Genomic DNA, 15886 nt, shown 5'->3' with positions numbered 1-15886 from the left:
CAACCGCGGGTTTGTTTGATTGGTCAACTTATGGTCTATTGATCGTTTGTCCTTCTATCTCTGAATAATCGATAGCAGTCTTTTTTTGTTTAATTTCGATTCTTATCACTTCAACATCGAATTAGGATGAATATGACCACTTCTGATCATGTGGTCAACAATAACCAGTGCCATCATGGCTTCTGCTACCGGTACCATTCTTGGTGGGATCGTCGGGTCGTGACGCCCCTGGATATTGATCTCAGCATCCTTCATCTCTTTCATGTCCACAGTTTTCTGTGGCTATGAAATGGATGGTGTTGGCTTGACCGTAGTGCGGCAGACAATTGGCATTCCTGTGGACAATCCCCCGAGTATTCCGCCTGCATTGTTGGTCTTAGTTTCTACCATTGCATCTTCCATGACAAAAGGATCGTTCATCTGGCTTCCTTTCATCTGTGAAGCCTCATAACCTGCACCGATCTCCACAGCTTTGACCGCACCGATGCTCATCATGGCCTTTGCGATATCGGCATCCAGTTTGTCAAAGACAGGTTCTCCGATACCCGCCGGAACGCCGGTTGCGATTATCTCAACGACTCCTCCGATGCTGTCATGCTCTTCTCTTGCTGCTTCGACCTCTTTGAGCATCTTTTCTGCAGCTTCAATATCTGCACACCTTACAGGTGTCTTTTCCAGATTGTCCCTGATAGCATCAAGGGGCATTGGTCTTGCACATACTGTGCCAAGTGCTATTACGTGGGCAATGACCTCTATCCCGAATTTTGCAAGTATCTCTTTTGCGATAGCTCCGGCGGCTACCCTGCCAATGGTCTCACGGGCTGATGAACGGCCGCCACCACGGTAGTCGCGGATGCCGTACTTTTTCATGTATGGATAATCGGCATGTCCTGGTCTTGCAAGGTCTTTGATATTATCGTAAGAACTTGATCTTGCATCCTTGTTCCACACCATCATGGAAATTGGTGTGCCGGTTGTTTTGCCTTCGAAAATACCTGAAAGTATCTCAACGCTGTCTGCTTCGGAGCGAGGTGTGGAAACCTGACTCTGTCCGGGGCGTCTCCTGTCCAGTTCTTTCTGGATCATCTGCGGCTCAAGAGGAAGTCCTGCCGGGACTCCGTCGACCACGACTCCCAATGCTTTTCCATGTGATTCTCCCCAGGTTGTGATCCTGAATGAGTGTCCAAAGGTATTTCCGGGCATGTTGATCAATTCCATTTAATATTATTTTATTTTTTTTCCGTAAATGGATCGATGTGAACCAATACTTCGGTCACACCTTCCAGTTTCTCTTTAAGGTAGTCCATGACCTGATGTGAGATCACATGAGCTTCGGACACGGTCAGTTCAGGTACTACCATGATGTGAAGGTCGATATGTATGTCGCCTTTACACCCTCTGGTCCTGATCTTGTGGCAGTCACGAACTCCGTCTATCTCAGAGGCAAGTGAACAGATAACTTCTTCTTCAAGCTGGGCGGCATCACATAATGTATTGGAACTTGCCATTATTATTTTGATACCTGCCCTGACAATTACGGCTGCTATTATCAGTGATATTAAAGGATCGACTATTGGATATCCTGCTTCGATTGCTACAAGTGCCACGAGTACTGAAAGTGAAACGAATATGTCACTTCTGGTATGGATGGAATCGGCCAGCAGGATATCGCTGTTAAGCTTTTCACCCTTTCTTCTTTCATATTCGGTTACCATCAGGTTAACAGCCATTGTGCTTATCATGACAATAAAGCTCAGACCGGTAACGCTGGGCTGTATGTCTGATGTGAACCTTGTTATAGAATTATGGATTATCTCGAACCCGACGAAGATTATCAGCACTGCAATGACGATGGATGCAAGGGTCTCGAACTTCTGGTGTCCATAAGGATGTGTCCGGTCAGGAGGTTTTGCTGCGACAAAGATAGCAACGATACCGACGATGTTCGATATCCCGTCAAAAAGGGAATGGTAGCCATCGGATTTCATGCTGAGCGTGTTTGTGATCGTACCATAGATTATCTTTGCAAAAGCTACCAGCAGATTCAGAGCTAATATAATTACCAGTATCTGCTGTATCTTCTTCGAACGCTCATCCATGGAAATCTTTCCAACAATATCTTTGACGTGACATATATAGTTATGTTGAACTTTCAGACCTGTTTAAATAATTATATCACTTATATGTCATTAATACAATATACCAACGAAAATAGAAGATAAAAAGATGATATACAGGAACATTATAGAATATCAATGAGGTCTTATTAATGGTAAAAATCGCAGTTACAGGCAAAGGGGGTGTTGGCAAGACCACCCTGTCCGGAACTCTGGCAAGGCTGCTTGCCAGGGACGGTTACGAGGTACTTGTCATTGATGCTGATTCGGATATGAACCTTGCATCTTCACTGGGTATAGCTGAACCACCACGTCCGCTCACGGATTATAAGGAGATGATCGACGAACGTGCCGGCGAGGTTGGTGGCATGTTCAAGTACAACCCAAAGGTGGACGATATTGTGAGCAAGTTCGGTGTTGTCGGGCCGGATGGTGTCAAGATGCTGGTAATGGGTACTGTAGAGCGTGGAGGAAGCGGTTGCATGTGCCCTGCATCTGCATTTTTGAGAGCACTTCTTCGCCATGTTGTGCTAAAGGACACCAGTGCACTGATCATGGATATGGAAGCAGGTATCGAGCACCTTGGTCGTGGAACTACTCGTGGTATCGATCTCATGATCATTGTGGTGGAACCGGGCATGCGCTCCATTGAGACTGCCGGAAGGATCAAGGAACTTGCAGGCGGTATCGGTGTGAAGAACCTTGCTGCGGTTGTCAACAAGGGCACTTCTTCTGATGTCAAGCCAAAACTTGCTGAGCTTGGAATTCCTGTCCTTGGTGAGATACCATTCTCTCCCGATCTTATGAATGCTGATTTTGAAGGCAAGTCTCCTATCGATACAGGCACTGAAAGCATTGCTTCCTTTGTGGAAATTAAGGAAAAAATGCTTGAAATGATAGAGAACTTTAGCAAGGATGAAGAGAACTGAATACTCGCGAGTCGAACCATTCACCACAAAGGATGGCTCGATAATACGTGAATTGATGCATCCGAACATCGGTGGCAAGAACAGTCAAAGCCTTGCCGAGGCAACCGTTCCGGTGGGATGCATGACTCTTGAACACCGGCATCATGAGTCTGAGGAGATCTACCATATAACAACTGGAAGCGGTCTCATGACTCTGGGGGATGAGGTGTTCGAAGTGAGTGTCGGCGATACCATACTGATCGATCCATGTGTTGCTCACAAGATCGAAAATACGGGGGCGGGGGAATTGAAGATACTATGTTGCTGTTCCCCGGCTTATTCTCATGAGGATACTGAACTGCTGGAATAAACCCGTCTTCTTATTGTTCTGTCTCTTTTTTCTTTTTCTATTCTTGTTCCCATTTCCTCTTACTCTCTGGAGTAAGTTCCCATTAGTTCGGCCTCTGCAATGATGTGATCCTGCATTGCCTGTTCCAGATCTGTTCTTGTGGAGCCTGATACAAGATCAAGCATGGTGTCCAGTGCATATATTCTGAAAAAGTAACGATGAGTTCCTGAAGGTGGACATGGTCCGGCGTAGTCTGTGGTCTTAAAGTCGTTAAGTCCCTGCACTCCCGGAATTGTGTTCTCCCTGATCATAGATCCCGGCTCAATGTTCCATACTATCCAGTGGGTGAACATCCCTCCCGGAGCATCGGTATCATCAACTATCAGGACAAGGTTCTCGGTACCTTTAGGCAGGATGCCGGGGATGAGTTCCGGATTAATGTTGTCCCCATCGCAGGTGTAACGTGAGGGAATCTCTCCGTTGTTCTCAAAGGCGCTGGTTGATATCTTGAATGTGCTCTGCTCTTTGTTGATGTTGTCAGTGCTATCTTGCTCTGCCACATGATCTTGGTTCTCAATTATGTCCGGTATTGGCTCAGGTTCATCAGTACCATTGGTTGCACAGCCTGATGTTGCTATGGATAGCATTATTGTGACCAATATAACGATCTTCGTAAATGTGTGCATTTCAATTACCCCTATCCTACATTTGGCTGTACCTTTAATAAATTATATATTGGATAGGCGTTTTTCAACTATATTGTTCGGCACACTCCTAACTATTATTGGAGGCAGCTCTGTTGAAAGCGGCAAGTAGTATAACATCAAGATTGCAAAAGAGCGAAAAGGGTGAGAGGTTCAGGCTGAGCCTACAGCTCGTTGGCCTTGCTATCTTCATCTATTTTGGTTCGCAGTCAACATTCTATGTTGTTCTCCTGTCCGTTCCCGTTGCTCTGCTATTCGGTCCGGTCTATTGTGGCTGGATGTGCCCAAGGGGCATGTTCCAGAACATCATTGGTTCTATGGGAAAAAGGGTCCTGGGTAAAAGATACAACACACTGGTTCCGAAAAGAGTCCATAAAACGTTACTGTATTTCCGCTACGTAGTATTACTCTTTTTATTAACCGCTCTGGTGCTGCATAAGTTTCAGTTTATTGATGATATCATTATGGAAACTGTGGTAATAGATGGTCTGCTACTGATCATGGCGGTGTCGATACTTCTTTCCTTTTTCGTGGACAGAGCTGCATGCAGGTATTTCTGTAAGGAAGGTGCAGCTGCCTCGTTGACGAACCTTGTTAAGATCAGGAAGATAAGGCGTGACCCTTCGCTCTGTAATTCATGTGGGATATGTGATAGGCTATGTCCCATGTGGATCGATGTGTCAGAAAAGGATGTTGTCAGGGACACTGCCTGCATCAGTTGTATGAAGTGTGTTCAAAAATGTCCTTTGGATGCGCTTAAAGTTGAATGAGTTAAATGAAGCTGAAAATTTAAGGAAAAAATATGATCAGGCATTAAACCCGATCATATCTCAATGCAGTTTTCCCACAGGCCGTGGATGTTACAATATCCAAGAGCACAGAATGCCTTGTATTCACCAATGTTCTCGAGCTTGAACCGGCAGTCAGGTCTTGTATTTCCCGGGCTGAAGTTAACTCTTCCGAGGTTAACGACTTCGCCGCTATCTTTCCTGCCATAAAGTTCTACCCATGCAATGTGATGCTCAACGGTATTTGGATGTGCTGTATCTTTACCTACGATTACCCGAATAAGGTTTGCATCTGTTCCCCCATGACCTTCAAGAATATCGATTGTAGGTATATGTTTCTCCTTCATTGCGGTTTCTGCTTCAATGTCCTTTCCTTTAACTAACTCTCCAAAATTCAAAATCTCACCCCGTTTGTGATTGTTGCTCAATATCTATTATTGGTTGCAATATATGCTTTTTGTGGTTATTATACAAGTGTCAAGCAGACCTTTTGTTGCGGTCACTTAATTGTCTTATAATACACGAAAAACAGGATACTACCACCGAGCTCTTTAAGAATAGTACACCAGGCGTGGCATATTAAGAGGAATGCTTCTTAAAGAACTCATTATATTTGATATCTGTTTTTTTATTTATATTTGATCATTTAAAAAAATCAGAACTTAGATATCAATGATTGTAATAAGGGCACAAATTTCTGAGGAAACAGAAGATCGATATGAGTTCTAAATGGGCAAAAAAGTTAGTTATGGGGTACTCTAAGAGGGTCATATTAGAGATTCCTGAATAATTACATCCATCGGACAGTTGGGCGTTGTCAGGGTAATTTTGATATGGGTTTTCTCTGCTTCAAAGTCTACGTAGTTAAAGCAATTCAAGGTCCAAGATATTGATCAGAAGCTCGGTTTCATAACATTTCTTAAGAACTACCATCATGTCTTCTTTAGTGGCCACGGGATCAATTTCGAGCCCATGGATCAATGATGTTATTCCTCTTTGTTAATCATATTTTAGCCCAAGGTCACCAAAACTCGTCTTTAAGCACTTTAAGCCAGTCGGGATGATCTGCACCATCAAATTCATAACCGAGCTCCGCCCATTTCCTGTCTTTTGTGAGTCCTGTTACTCGGTAACTTTTTGGAGGTGCTGGTACAACACTGATAATTTCATCGTCTCCTTCAAGTTCTATATGACCCAAACATGATCCATCAGAATCACAACTTAATGCATGTACGTTGACGTATCTAGTACGTTGTGTTCTATCTATTAGATTCAATGTGATTGCGATTGCAACAACTGCTTCTTTACAAAGATGAGTCGATGCTAATATTTCCTCCAATTTGGTACCCTCCGTTGTACATATCAGAATAATATAAAGAGTAAGATATTCAATAGTATTTAACCTATCGATTTGTTTGAAAAAAAGTTACATTCACAGGTGGGAAAAATGATAAATTAGAATAATAATTGAATTGGATACTCCGCAATCATTTTTTGAAGAATAAAAGAAAAAAGCAGGGTTAAAGTAGGATGAGAATTTCTTCTTTTTGATCAACATAGAAATTTCAACTTTCTTTTTTATGATCTAATATGGCAGCCTACTGTATGTCATAATTTTAGTCTACCCAAATCTCCGAAAAACCACTCATTGAAGACAACCCTGTAACACTGCCAATTATGAAATCCGGCACCGTACTTCAATAGTTGCTCATGTAGATCACAAAAAATACAAGATCACCGGCAACAGTATCACTCCCATTGCATGTGACTTCCTTATCTTCATGAACGACGCAGACATACCAAGGGGGATTGCGATCACAAAGATGAGCAGACCAAAGAAGCCGGTGAACAGCAGGCTCATCAGTGCGAGGCCCAAGAGGACAGTGATGCAGATCATTGAATAATCAAGTTTTGCGAGCATCCTGTGGATGTTGTTTCCGATAGCTATTGTTGAAATGTATGATAATAGTGCTGTGATGGCAATGACCAGCAGGAAAAGGATGATATCCTGGGCAGTCAGGCTGGCGGCTTCCAGAAGCTCATCTACGGCGACCATTGCACCACTTCTTGTTTTTCCTATCACTGCGAGGGCGAACAGGCCGAAGATCGCGTTGGTGGTATTGCGACAAGTCCTAACATTTATTAATTCAGATGTTTATCTATTATATCATGGACATAAAGACCCTTGAAGATGACCCTCTGATTCTCGAATGGTTCGAGAGTATGGAATACAAACCATACTCGCGTAGAAATCATCTGTATGGAATGAAGGAGTACACAGCCTTCACTGACAAGACACCATCTGAACTTCTTGAGGAAGCCGAAGACGAGATCAAACAAGGCCTGTTGATGCGACAGCGAAATATCAAAAAGTACTTGATTCAATTCCGTAAAAGTCTGAATGAAAGAGAGCTGGCCCCGAAAACGGTGAAGAGTTATGTGGGATCTGCGAAAGCATTTTACAAGGCGTTCGATGTCGACCTCCCGAACATTAATAGAAATAGTAAAAAGGTTGTAGTTCTCGAAAAAAATAAACCAATTCCTTCGCGTGACGATATCACTGATGTTCTTGTCCACACCGACATCCGAAGTCGTGCACTCATATTGTTACAGACATCGAGTGGACTGGGTGCAAACGAACTGTTGAATTTAACAATCAAGACCTTTTAGGAAGCTTATGATCCGGACACCGGGATAGCAACTCTGGATATGAGAAGAAACAAAGTGGAATACGATTTCATCACTTTCACGTCTCCGGAGGCAAGTGATGCAATATGTGCTTATCTCCAGTGGCGAAACCAAGTGCCAAACATTCGTGGGAAAGTTCGAGACATTGTGCACGAGAAGAGGAGGATCTATTCAGACGATGATTACATCTTCATAAAATCTGATGTCCCTAGCAAATACCTGAAAACTCATGATGATGTGGACCGTAAATTGAATTTGCACGGACTGATGGACATCTACAGAACACTGGCCACACGTGCAGGCAAATCCACTCCTAACGGGGACTGGCAGTACGTGAGAAGTCATACCATGAGGAAGTATTTCTACTCCGCAATGCTGAACGGGGGTGCCGATATCTTCTTCGTGGATTTCCTTTCAGGTCACACTCTGAAAGAATCACAGTCTGCCTATTACAGAGCAAAGACTGATGCTCTCAAGAAGAAGTACATCAAATATCTACCGTTCCTGGCAATCGAGGATACTGAAGTTCACACTATTGAGAGTGAAGAGTATAGGAAGTTGAGAGAACAGAACGATGAACTTGGTGCTGAAGTGGCCAGAATGAAGACTCTCATTGATGATGGTATAAGTGTGGCCGTGGCAGCAGAAGTTGAGAAGGTGATGAAAGCGATGAATTCAAAATGATAAGTGAACATCCTCATGAACTGCCAAAATACAAATGCTGCCTACTACCGCAGTTGCATTCGAGCTAAAATTGATCACTGGGATGTGTTCTCAGGATCAGTTGGTATACTAAATCCGAATGTACTTCCTTTTCCGAGTTCACTCTCAACCCAAACCTCGCCACCATGTATTTCAACAAACCTCTTCACAATATTTAGCCCCATGCCAATACCTCCATATTGACGGGTAGTGGACGAATCTACCTGGGAAAATTGTTCAAACAATTTGTTATGATCTGTTGGTGAAATGCCAACACCCGTATCTTTAACAAAAAAGCACATTGATTCTCCACATTTCTTTGTTTCAATGGCAACATGTCCCGCCTTGGGTGTGAATTTAATGGCATTGTGTACAAGGTTATAGAGTATATGCTTGATTTTGGCCCTATCAGCTTTTAGAATGATATTTCCAAAATCGATTTCCTGGGTAAAAATCACCTTTTTTTCAAAAGCAAGAGGTTTCATTAAGGTTTCAATTTCACCAATAACCTCAGGTATGAAGAAATTTGTTGGATGGAACTCCATTTCCCCATTTTCTATTTTTGAAATGTCAATAATTTCATTAAAGAGTTCCAGCAGATGTTTGCCATTTATATGTATATTTTCGATATAATGTGCCTGTTTTTCATCTATGTTGTTTGCATGTTCAAGCAAAACCTGTGAGAAGCCTATTACCGAATTTAAGGGCGTTCTGATTTCGTGGCTCATATTCATTATAAATTCGGTTTTGGATCGATTTAAGTCCTCTGCCAGTATTCTTGCTTGTAGCATTTCTTCCTGTACCCTCTTGCGTTCAGTGATATCTCTGAGAATTGCCATATCTGCTGCTCTGCCTTCATACTCTATGGTAGATGCATTTATGTCTACAGGAATTACTTTCCCATTCTTTGTGATAATCTCAATCTCGTAATGGTTTGGAACATCTTCCCCACTTAATCTCCTCTTATACCTCTCCTTTATAAAATCTGCATATTCAGACGAAACAAAATCAATGAAAGGCTTTCCAATTACATCTTCAATAGAATATTCAGATATATCCAGCATCATTTTGTTCGCATATTTAAGTACAAAATCTTGGAGAATAATTATCCCATCGTTTCCATTTTCCACAATATTTGAGTACTTTTTTTCATTTTCTAGCAACTTATTATCAGCTTCCTTAAGTCCAATGCTATGTCCTATAATATGGGATGCCATACGAAGAATGGCGAGATCTTCTTCTCCCCATTCTCCAGTATTCACAACATTATCCAGCCCGATAAACCCGACAAGTTCATTATTTGCGTGCAGTGGTAAAACTATTAGGGACTTTATCTCCTGCATCTCAAGAATCTCTTTTTCTGCAGATGCTTCTTCTGGCATTGTGAGCACGTCTTTAATGTGGATCGATTCGCCATTATGGAGTTTGTTCATCCACCAGGGAAACATATCAACTGGAAGGTCCTGAAGATTATCTTTATGGGGTTCAACACCTTCTGGGCAATACTCGTGTGTATTGTCCATCAGAATTCCATCATCATGAAACAAAAAAACATAGCTTCTACTACTTCCACACAAATTACAAATATTCTCCAGGGCAAAAACGATATTAGAATCAATATCTTTACTGGAAACGAACATCGAAGAAATAGATGATATCGCTTTTTCAATCTCAAGTTTCCGCTCGACTAGTCTATTTGTCTGCTTGATTTCTGATATATCGTCCAGAATAAGTGAAACTTTTAAATCATCATTTTGTCTGATCAGGGTTGTTGAAACTAAAAAATTGAATGTTATAGACCGATCATTGTTTACGATCTCCAGTTCACCTTCTTTCTTGTAAATACTTTCACCGGTTTCAAAAGTGTGCATAACAGAATTTCTTATAGCACATTCTGAGCACTCTCTGTTTTTCCCACAACCTTCTCCTTTGATCGAATTCACACATCCAAACAGTTCACCGCCAAGAAGGCCAAAAGCATCCTTTTTTTCTTTCCCTAAGGCAATAGTAGTAGTTCGATTGATGTTTTCAACTTTCCCGTCCCGATTGACAAGAATCATAATTAGAGGAATATCATCGAAAATATAATTTAAAATATCAGAATTTACACGAGATTCTGCCGTAATTTCATAATATTCATCAATAGCGAAATCATTTAGAATTTCTTTACTTCCATGCATATATTTAATCCCCCTCAGAATTCTTATGCACATTATTATTTTTTAAAGCTACTATATCAGTAATTTGCATTATAGCCTTATATAATTGATATAATATTAATATATTAAATATCTTTTGTATGTAGTAAAGAATCACTGGAATGATGGATGCGAATTAAAATAGATTAAAATAACAACCGGGCAAAGGTGGGTTTGTACTTTTTAAAAAAGAATGTTGTTAGGCTCTTACAGAACACAAAGGTTGCCTATCGGGGCAATACAAGGATTTATCTTATGGTTACATCATCAATCGCCATCATCTGTGCTTCCTCGATCTCATCATATCCAAATAAAAATAAAGCATTAATAAGCCAATCCCAAATACAAATGCGATTGCTAACAACATATACCACGCGTAATCGGATTCGAAGTCTACTATCATACCCAATGCCTATGCTTACTTTACCAACTCTTGTTTTTCATTCTATATTTACGCTTCCACGAAGTAGAGATGTTGATGATCCGGACAATACATGTTTTCATACCCGTTACGCTTTTATTCTCATTTGTCATCTGTTCTGTTAATTAAATTTCAAGGAGTGGAATATATGAAATTCGGTTTAACGCGTAGGGGTCCCTCTGGATTATCCCGCTGGGATCCATTTGAAGATATACGGCAAACACAGGAACATCTCAACCAGTTATTCAGGGAGGTTTCCCCGTTCGGAGGCTGGCCAGAGGGAAGATCAATTGCTCCCTTGATGGATATCAGGGAAGAAGGCGACAATGTCATAGTTACTACTGACCTGCCCGGCGTTGACAAGAAAGATATCGATGTAAGTGTGAAGGAAAACATCATTGAGATCAGTGCAGAGTGCAAAAAGGAAAGTGAATCTGAGGAAGAAGGTTATACTCAGAGGGAACGTACCTATAGTCGTTTCTCAAGATCTGCTGTTCTTCCATCGAACGTTACCGATGAAGGTGCGAAGGCAAAACTTGAGAATGGTGTCCTAACTATCACACTTCAAAAGACGAAGGCCGAAGAAAAACCGAAAATTATGATCGAGTGATCGATCATTCTTCTTTTTTATATTCCGGTTCTTGAATTTGTTTGTGGCATCGGCGACTTGTTGTGTTCGGTATATTATTCGAACTTAGCCTCTAACAAAATATAAATGCTGCCTGTCAGGACAGTACATATCGAGCTCAATCTTCATCTTCTGAATTAAGTCACAACAATAGGCAGCAACCACGCCAAAATACTCTTTCAGAACCCGACATAACTCGTATGTCGTGATGCCATCATAGACATACCCACGCAGCTCCCGCAGCACAGATCTTGCCATTTCTTCTTCTGAGATGGTTTCATCCACATCGATGTTCTCGACTAGGTATCGCATCATTTGACTGTGGTCACTGAATACGGTCTTGCGTACCAGTGTGTTTATTGCAATGTCGTGGTAATCGACTTGCTTGCAATGGGAGCAGCGGGTGCGGATGTACGTGTTCGTTCACCTCATGTGTTTCGTAAAATGTTAATCATGAAGATAGTTTCCGACACTCGTCTTCAGTTCATCAGCAAAACCATAGATTTCGTTCAAATCTGAAATGGGGTGCTTCGCTTCATTCCTATCACTATCGATAACAGCAAGGTACTTCTGTTTCGTGTTGAAATGGAATCTACAAATTGGTTTACGATTATTATCCTCAAAAAGGACACCACAGTAGCTCTTCGTGTCCCTCATAACAATCTTTTTGAAATCGACAATTTCTCGAAGAATTCCACGAACAATTAAAAAAGCTTCCATTTCTTCTTCAGTGGTTACAATACCATCGTCCACGGGGATAGGTTCATCTTCGTGTTCCACATCTGAGGTGTCCGTTACCTTTGTCGCATCGTTTTCAGCAGCCATTGCCGATTGTAAACGTTCGTTTATGGTTTCATTTATAAATTGACTAAATGCATTTTTCGTGATGGAACTGAATTTTTCTCGAACTTGGGGAGTCAATCTGCCACCATAAACCCGGGTAGCAAACATTTTGATAAAATCGTCAGATGGTGAATTTAGTTCACTCGATAAACTCTGTTTTATCTCTTTAGTGTATTTCAACTCACTTGCAACATTTGTAAGTTCATCGAGATCGAATGCTTCCTTTTTGAACCTTTTCAGCTCTTTAATCAGAGGCTCGCGGATGTTATTCAAATCGAATTCCAAAAATGGCTTATCGTCCATTTTGTTGGTGGCTTCAAGATCTGAGAAAAATTTGTAGATAATACCATTAGTTAAGATTCCGACTTTAGCTTCTGTCACATTAAAGTATCTAAAGAGTTGTGATGCGTGATTGGGGGTTAAATCGGAATCTATGCTTTTGCACTCGATTAAGATTATAGGCACATCGTCTTTGAAGATAGCATAATCAACCTTTTCTCCTTTCTTTGTACCATGGTCAGCCGTGAACTCCGGAACAACTTCGGTGGGATCAAAAACATTGTAACCGAGTATATTGATCATTGGCATCACCAATGCATTTTTGGTAGCTTCTTCTGTCTGTATGCTTTGTCCATGTGTTGGAATCTTCTTTGCCAATGCTTTGATTTCATCTATAAAATCCAAATTTACCCCGCCTGTATTGTTTATCAGATGCAGATTATGCTAATCTTAATTTGACATACTGTGTTATTTCTGCATCTGCATTCATTTCACCAATCTACAAATGTAAATATGATACAATTTACAGATTTTCCAATGTATATAAAACTTATGAAATTAAAAAATATAGTTTTGGTACAAGATGCCCACAACGACTTGTACGCCAGTTACTTGATTCTGACTTTCTCGACAGATTCAGCGATGACAACAGGCTTAGCTTCTTCAATTTCAAAGGCCGATTTAATCAGAGCTTTGCCTTCATCTGTTTTCAAAAACGCGACTACCGCTTGACGTGCTGTTTCTTCGTCAACAGTGGGTTTATGCTGGTCGACAAAGTATTCAAGTGCACGAATGACGGCTTCGGTTGCGGTTCTCGCAAATCCGCCATTGACCATGAACTCGATGTTCTCAAGTGCATTTTCGGTTAAACGAAATCCAGTTTGTTTTGTTGCCATACATTATCGTGTATAACATATGTTATGACAAAAGATATAAATATGTGTTATAACAATGTTTATACAATGATTATACGAAAACTGTTTCAAGACAAATCAAATCGAACCTGTCTGCAGATTCCAGCTTTCCTTCGTGATCATTTCGAACTAAAAAATGGTGACAAAGTAGTTGTTGGATTAGACGGCGACTGCATCATAATCAGACCACTAAAAGACGAAAACAAGAAGGAATAACCATGTCAACCGATATCGTAGCCCAAGCAGCCGCCTACCGCGAACAACATATCGCACAACTGGTCGAAGCACACACTGCTCGGATTAAAGCAGAAGTCCACGCTGACATCGTCGAGGGCAAGCTTACCCCCGAAGAGTGGGATCAGATGCCTATCGAGGAACGGATGGCTCGATATTTCTACAAAGGTGAGTCGAAATGACATTTACCGATGCTGAAAAACGGTTACTGTTCGAGCAGGGAGTACTCGGCAGATGCTCAGACCGTGAGGGAAACATAAACTGGACGGCAGTCCGCGAAGATCTTCAAACACCGTGTCACGTCGCGAGTAGCAATACTCCATGAGCTTCAATGCTCAGCGTGACCACTGCAGGCAGTTCTATTCCTGTACTACACCCCCACTCCCCAACTGCCTGCACTTTGCCATGTCTGGTGACTCTGTTCCGGTTCGATTCCGGTGCTTGGCTTCCCTTATCATCCAGACTGAGGGGCTTTGGTCTGGATGGTGAGGGACAACTCCGTAAATCAAGGAAGTGTAAGCAATGAAAGAGAAAGGAATTGTTGAAGTGACCGTTGACGTGGACAAGATCCTGAGAGGTCGAGGATCGTCACGGTCTGGTGGACGAATCGATTATGACGAAGACGACAAAGAGTATCTGCTGGCCGAGGCGAAGTGTATAATAGATAGCTACAGTGGCCCGGTTGGTGTAATTGTTGCTGGTGCTATCCCACACTGGATGCTTGTTCACCTGCAGCATGTAATCGAAGTCACCGAGAAGGTATACAAGTACGACTTTGTGCCACTTGGTAGCGCTAAGATAACTGTTTTTGATTATACAACTGCCGAGGTGGAAGCATGAGTTCAGAAGAAATTGACCAGGAACTTGCCGAGATCATGACACTTCAGCAAGAGATGCAGGTGGCACTCGGTCCTTTGAAAGAACAGAGAGAAGAACTTGAGTCACAGATACGCGAGATCATGGATCCTTTCGTGTTGAAGATTCAGGAGATCACCGAGAGAGTCGAAGCAGCTGTTCTGGAGAATGCTGAATCCTTCAAGGGAGATCATGGCAAGGTCACATTCAGAAAGTCCTATCCTCGCTATACCTGGGACAACAAAGCACTCGAAGGCTATGCGGCTGCAGGTCACGATGAATTGTTCCAGTTCCGGAAAGAATCGATTGTTGAAGCTAAAGCGATGGTCAAGGCAGGTGAGTAAGTATGACGTTCACAGCAGAATCAATAGGAGCACAGATCAAATTCATGGGGTTCAAGGAAGGTGCGAACAACGTATGGCGAACGCAGCACGAAGGTGTCACATACGGCGTTGACTTCCCCAAGCAGGTGATTTTTAAGTATATCAACGAGATTCGCATCACTGAAGATCCTGATGACAAATTCCTGAAGCAGATAATCCAGGTAGCTGAACTCGCAGAATCTAACAACGATGAGAATAAACTGCCCGAATCCGATAACGAGTCTAATAATTCGGGCAGTGGGGAGAGCACTCCAGACGCGACCGACCAAAGTAGCAATCAGGAAGAACCCTCCACTACAAAAGAAGTCACTATTCCTAATAAGAATATTGTAACTGCACCTAATCCTGACCTGACATCTGAGAACATCAGGCAGTACCTCTGCAAGGATGCCACCGATGAAGAGATCTTCATGTTCCTGCAGCTGTGTGAGCACAGGAAGTTGAATCCATTTATCAAAGAGGCCTATTTGATCAAGTACAAAAATGCACCCGCCACGCTTGTTGTTGGCAAGGATGCGTTCATGAAGAAGGCAGAAGATAACCCAATGTTCGATGGCTTCGAAGCTGGAATTGTGACTGAGTACAGAAACGCAGACGATGATGGTTTTGTGTCTGAGAGGCAACAAGGCACCCTGGTTCAAACTGGTCATAAAATCATTGGCGGGTGGGCCAAGGTCTACAGGAAGGATTGTAGGGTTCCATTTTTCGCTGAAGTATCCATGGCGGAATACAATACGGGGATGTCCTCATGGAAAAAGATCCCTGCCACGATGATCAGGAAAGTGGCTCTTGTTCAGACCTTGAGAGAAGCATTCCCATCAGATCTCGGTGGGTGCTATGATAGTGCTGAGATGGATCAGGCAAGGAGGGACTAA

The 15886-nt window shown here is 42.1% G+C and carries 19 protein-coding genes and 1 pseudogene; 10 read left to right on the top strand and 10 right to left on the bottom strand.

Translation table 11 applies throughout. The features are described 5' to 3' along the window. Positions 1-105 precede the first annotated feature (105 nt). Together aroC and E7X57_RS09830 are read right to left on the bottom strand one after the other, a co-directional pair. A pseudogene (aroC, locus tag E7X57_RS09835) lies at positions 106-1203 on the bottom strand (chorismate synthase). Positions 1204-1229: 26 nt separating this feature from the next. Continuing rightward, positions 1230-2099, bottom strand: coding sequence for a cation diffusion facilitator family transporter (locus E7X57_RS09830; protein WP_135612796.1), 870 nt, complete (start codon positions 2097-2099; stop codon positions 1230-1232). 170 nt (positions 2100-2269) lie between these two features. On the opposite strand from E7X57_RS09830, the gene E7X57_RS09825 reads away from it, so the two are divergent. Then, positions 2270-3046, top strand: coding sequence for an AAA family ATPase (locus E7X57_RS09825; protein ID WP_135612795.1), 777 nt, complete (start codon positions 2270-2272; stop codon positions 3044-3046). Continuing rightward, entirely contained in the window at positions 3033-3395 is a 363-nt protein-coding gene (locus E7X57_RS09820) for a cupin domain-containing protein (protein ID WP_135612794.1), read from the top strand. The genes E7X57_RS09825 and E7X57_RS09820 overlap by 14 nt, the downstream gene beginning before the upstream one ends. Before the next feature lie 59 nt (positions 3396-3454). On the opposite strand, the gene E7X57_RS09815 is transcribed toward E7X57_RS09820, so the two are convergent. Next, positions 3455-4060, bottom strand: a complete 606-nt coding sequence (locus E7X57_RS09815) for a YbhB/YbcL family Raf kinase inhibitor-like protein (protein WP_135612793.1) — start codon at positions 4058-4060, stop codon at positions 3455-3457. 143 nt (positions 4061-4203) lie between these two features. Here E7X57_RS09815 and E7X57_RS09810 point away from each other — a divergent pair, with 143 nt between their 5' ends. Then, a complete protein-coding gene (locus E7X57_RS09810; RefSeq protein WP_167880970.1) occupies positions 4204-4848 on the top strand; it encodes a 4Fe-4S binding protein in 645 nt (214 codons plus the stop codon). Positions 4849-4901: 53 nt separating this feature from the next. On the opposite strand, the gene E7X57_RS09805 is transcribed toward E7X57_RS09810, so the two are convergent. From E7X57_RS09805 to E7X57_RS09800, 3 genes are all read right to left on the bottom strand, one after another. Then, positions 4902-5264: a class II SORL domain-containing protein gene (locus E7X57_RS09805; protein ID WP_135612791.1), complete on the bottom strand. Its 363-nt coding sequence runs from the start codon at positions 5262-5264 to the stop codon at positions 4902-4904. A 623-nt stretch (positions 5265-5887) separates the two neighbouring features. After that, positions 5888-6064: a hypothetical protein gene (locus tag E7X57_RS12545; protein ID WP_167880969.1), complete on the bottom strand. Its 177-nt coding sequence runs from the start codon at positions 6062-6064 to the stop codon at positions 5888-5890. 519 nt (positions 6065-6583) lie between these two features. Continuing rightward, the gene (locus E7X57_RS09800; protein ID WP_371413197.1) at positions 6584-7009 is read right to left on the bottom strand and encodes a tripartite tricarboxylate transporter permease; all 426 of its coding nucleotides are present in this window, start codon (positions 7007-7009) and stop codon (positions 6584-6586) included. 26 nt (positions 7010-7035) lie between these two features. On the opposite strand from E7X57_RS09800, the gene E7X57_RS09795 reads away from it, so the two are divergent. Beyond that, positions 7036-7536 (top strand): hypothetical protein, encoded by a 501-nt coding sequence (locus tag E7X57_RS09795; RefSeq protein WP_135612790.1) that lies wholly within the window; start codon positions 7036-7038, stop codon positions 7534-7536. 39 nt (positions 7537-7575) lie between these two features. Beyond that, positions 7576-8238 (top strand): tyrosine-type recombinase/integrase, encoded by a 663-nt coding sequence (locus E7X57_RS09790; RefSeq protein WP_135612789.1) that lies wholly within the window; start codon positions 7576-7578, stop codon positions 8236-8238. Between the two features lie 74 nt (positions 8239-8312). Here the strand turns inward: E7X57_RS09790 and E7X57_RS09785 are convergent, their stop codons facing one another. After that, positions 8313-10436, bottom strand: coding sequence for an ATP-binding protein (locus E7X57_RS09785; protein ID WP_167880968.1), 2124 nt, complete (start codon positions 10434-10436; stop codon positions 8313-8315). Between the two features lie 587 nt (positions 10437-11023). Here E7X57_RS09785 and E7X57_RS09780 point away from each other — a divergent pair. Then, on the top strand, positions 11024-11485 hold the full coding sequence (locus E7X57_RS09780; protein ID WP_135612787.1) for an Hsp20/alpha crystallin family protein: 462 nt from the start codon (positions 11024-11026) through the stop codon (positions 11483-11485). Between the two features lie 84 nt (positions 11486-11569). Here the strand turns inward: E7X57_RS09780 and E7X57_RS09775 are convergent, their stop codons facing one another. The 3 genes from E7X57_RS09775 to E7X57_RS09765 all read right to left on the bottom strand — a co-directional run bounded on the left by E7X57_RS09775 (position 11570) and on the right by E7X57_RS09765 (position 13521). Further along, on the bottom strand, positions 11570-11818 hold the full coding sequence (locus E7X57_RS09775) for a hypothetical protein (protein ID WP_244603670.1): 249 nt from the start codon (positions 11816-11818) through the stop codon (positions 11570-11572). Between the two features lie 132 nt (positions 11819-11950). Then, entirely contained in the window at positions 11951-13030 is a 1080-nt protein-coding gene (locus E7X57_RS09770; RefSeq protein ID WP_135612785.1) for a type I restriction endonuclease, read from the bottom strand. A 203-nt stretch (positions 13031-13233) separates the two neighbouring features. Continuing rightward, on the bottom strand, positions 13234-13521 hold the full coding sequence (locus tag E7X57_RS09765) for a hypothetical protein (protein ID WP_135612784.1): 288 nt from the start codon (positions 13519-13521) through the stop codon (positions 13234-13236). Between the two features lie 236 nt (positions 13522-13757). Between E7X57_RS09765 and E7X57_RS09760 the strand changes: the two genes are divergently transcribed. The 4 genes from E7X57_RS09760 to bet all read left to right on the top strand — a co-directional run bounded on the left by E7X57_RS09760 (position 13758) and on the right by bet (position 15886). Then, the gene (locus E7X57_RS09760; protein ID WP_135612783.1) at positions 13758-13955 is read left to right on the top strand and encodes a hypothetical protein; all 198 of its coding nucleotides are present in this window, start codon (positions 13758-13760) and stop codon (positions 13953-13955) included. 340 nt (positions 13956-14295) lie between these two features. After that, positions 14296-14613, top strand: a complete 318-nt coding sequence (locus E7X57_RS09755; protein WP_135612782.1) for a hypothetical protein — start codon at positions 14296-14298, stop codon at positions 14611-14613. Beyond that, on the top strand, positions 14610-14972 hold the full coding sequence (locus tag E7X57_RS09750; protein WP_135612781.1) for a hypothetical protein: 363 nt from the start codon (positions 14610-14612) through the stop codon (positions 14970-14972). The genes E7X57_RS09755 and E7X57_RS09750 overlap by 4 nt, the downstream gene beginning before the upstream one ends. Before the next feature lie 2 nt (positions 14973-14974). Continuing rightward, positions 14975-15886, top strand: coding sequence for a phage recombination protein Bet (gene bet / locus E7X57_RS09745; protein WP_135612780.1), 912 nt, complete (start codon positions 14975-14977; stop codon positions 15884-15886).

Origin of the sequence: Methanococcoides sp. AM1, from assembly GCF_900774055.1 — an archaeon.
GTDB lineage: Archaea > Halobacteriota > Methanosarcinia > Methanosarcinales > Methanosarcinaceae > Methanococcoides.
Note: the sequence above shows the minus strand (reverse complement) of the source record. Positions and strands in the feature narration are given on the sequence as shown.

Excerpts from the sequence above, each read along its gene's own strand:
- E7X57_RS09830 (WP_135612796.1), bottom strand. The coding sequence starts at position 2,099 with ATGGATGAGCGTTCGAAGAAGATACAGCAGATACTGGTAATTATATTA.
- E7X57_RS09825 (WP_135612795.1), top strand. The coding sequence starts at position 2,270 with ATGGTAAAAATCGCAGTTACAGGCAAAGGGGGTGTTGGCAAGACCACC.
- E7X57_RS09820 (WP_135612794.1), top strand. The coding sequence starts at position 3,033 with ATGAAGAGAACTGAATACTCGCGAGTCGAACCATTCACCACAAAGGAT.
- E7X57_RS09815 (WP_135612793.1), bottom strand. The coding sequence starts at position 4,060 with ATGCACACATTTACGAAGATCGTTATATTGGTCACAATAATGCTATCC.
- E7X57_RS09795 (WP_135612790.1), top strand. The coding sequence starts at position 7,036 with ATGGACATAAAGACCCTTGAAGATGACCCTCTGATTCTCGAATGGTTC.
- E7X57_RS09790 (WP_135612789.1), top strand. The coding sequence starts at position 7,576 with ATGAGAAGAAACAAAGTGGAATACGATTTCATCACTTTCACGTCTCCG.
- E7X57_RS09785 (WP_167880968.1), bottom strand. The coding sequence starts at position 10,436 with ATGCATGGAAGTAAAGAAATTCTAAATGATTTCGCTATTGATGAATAT.
- E7X57_RS09780 (WP_135612787.1), top strand. The coding sequence starts at position 11,024 with ATGAAATTCGGTTTAACGCGTAGGGGTCCCTCTGGATTATCCCGCTGG.
- E7X57_RS09775 (WP_244603670.1), bottom strand. The coding sequence starts at position 11,818 with ATGATGCGATACCTAGTCGAGAACATCGATGTGGATGAAACCATCTCA.
- E7X57_RS09765 (WP_135612784.1), bottom strand. The coding sequence starts at position 13,521 with ATGGCAACAAAACAAACTGGATTTCGTTTAACCGAAAATGCACTTGAG.
- E7X57_RS09760 (WP_135612783.1), top strand. The coding sequence starts at position 13,758 with ATGTCAACCGATATCGTAGCCCAAGCAGCCGCCTACCGCGAACAACAT.
- E7X57_RS09755 (WP_135612782.1), top strand. The coding sequence starts at position 14,296 with ATGAAAGAGAAAGGAATTGTTGAAGTGACCGTTGACGTGGACAAGATC.
- E7X57_RS09750 (WP_135612781.1), top strand. The coding sequence starts at position 14,610 with ATGAGTTCAGAAGAAATTGACCAGGAACTTGCCGAGATCATGACACTT.
- bet (WP_135612780.1), top strand. The coding sequence starts at position 14,975 with ATGACGTTCACAGCAGAATCAATAGGAGCACAGATCAAATTCATGGGG.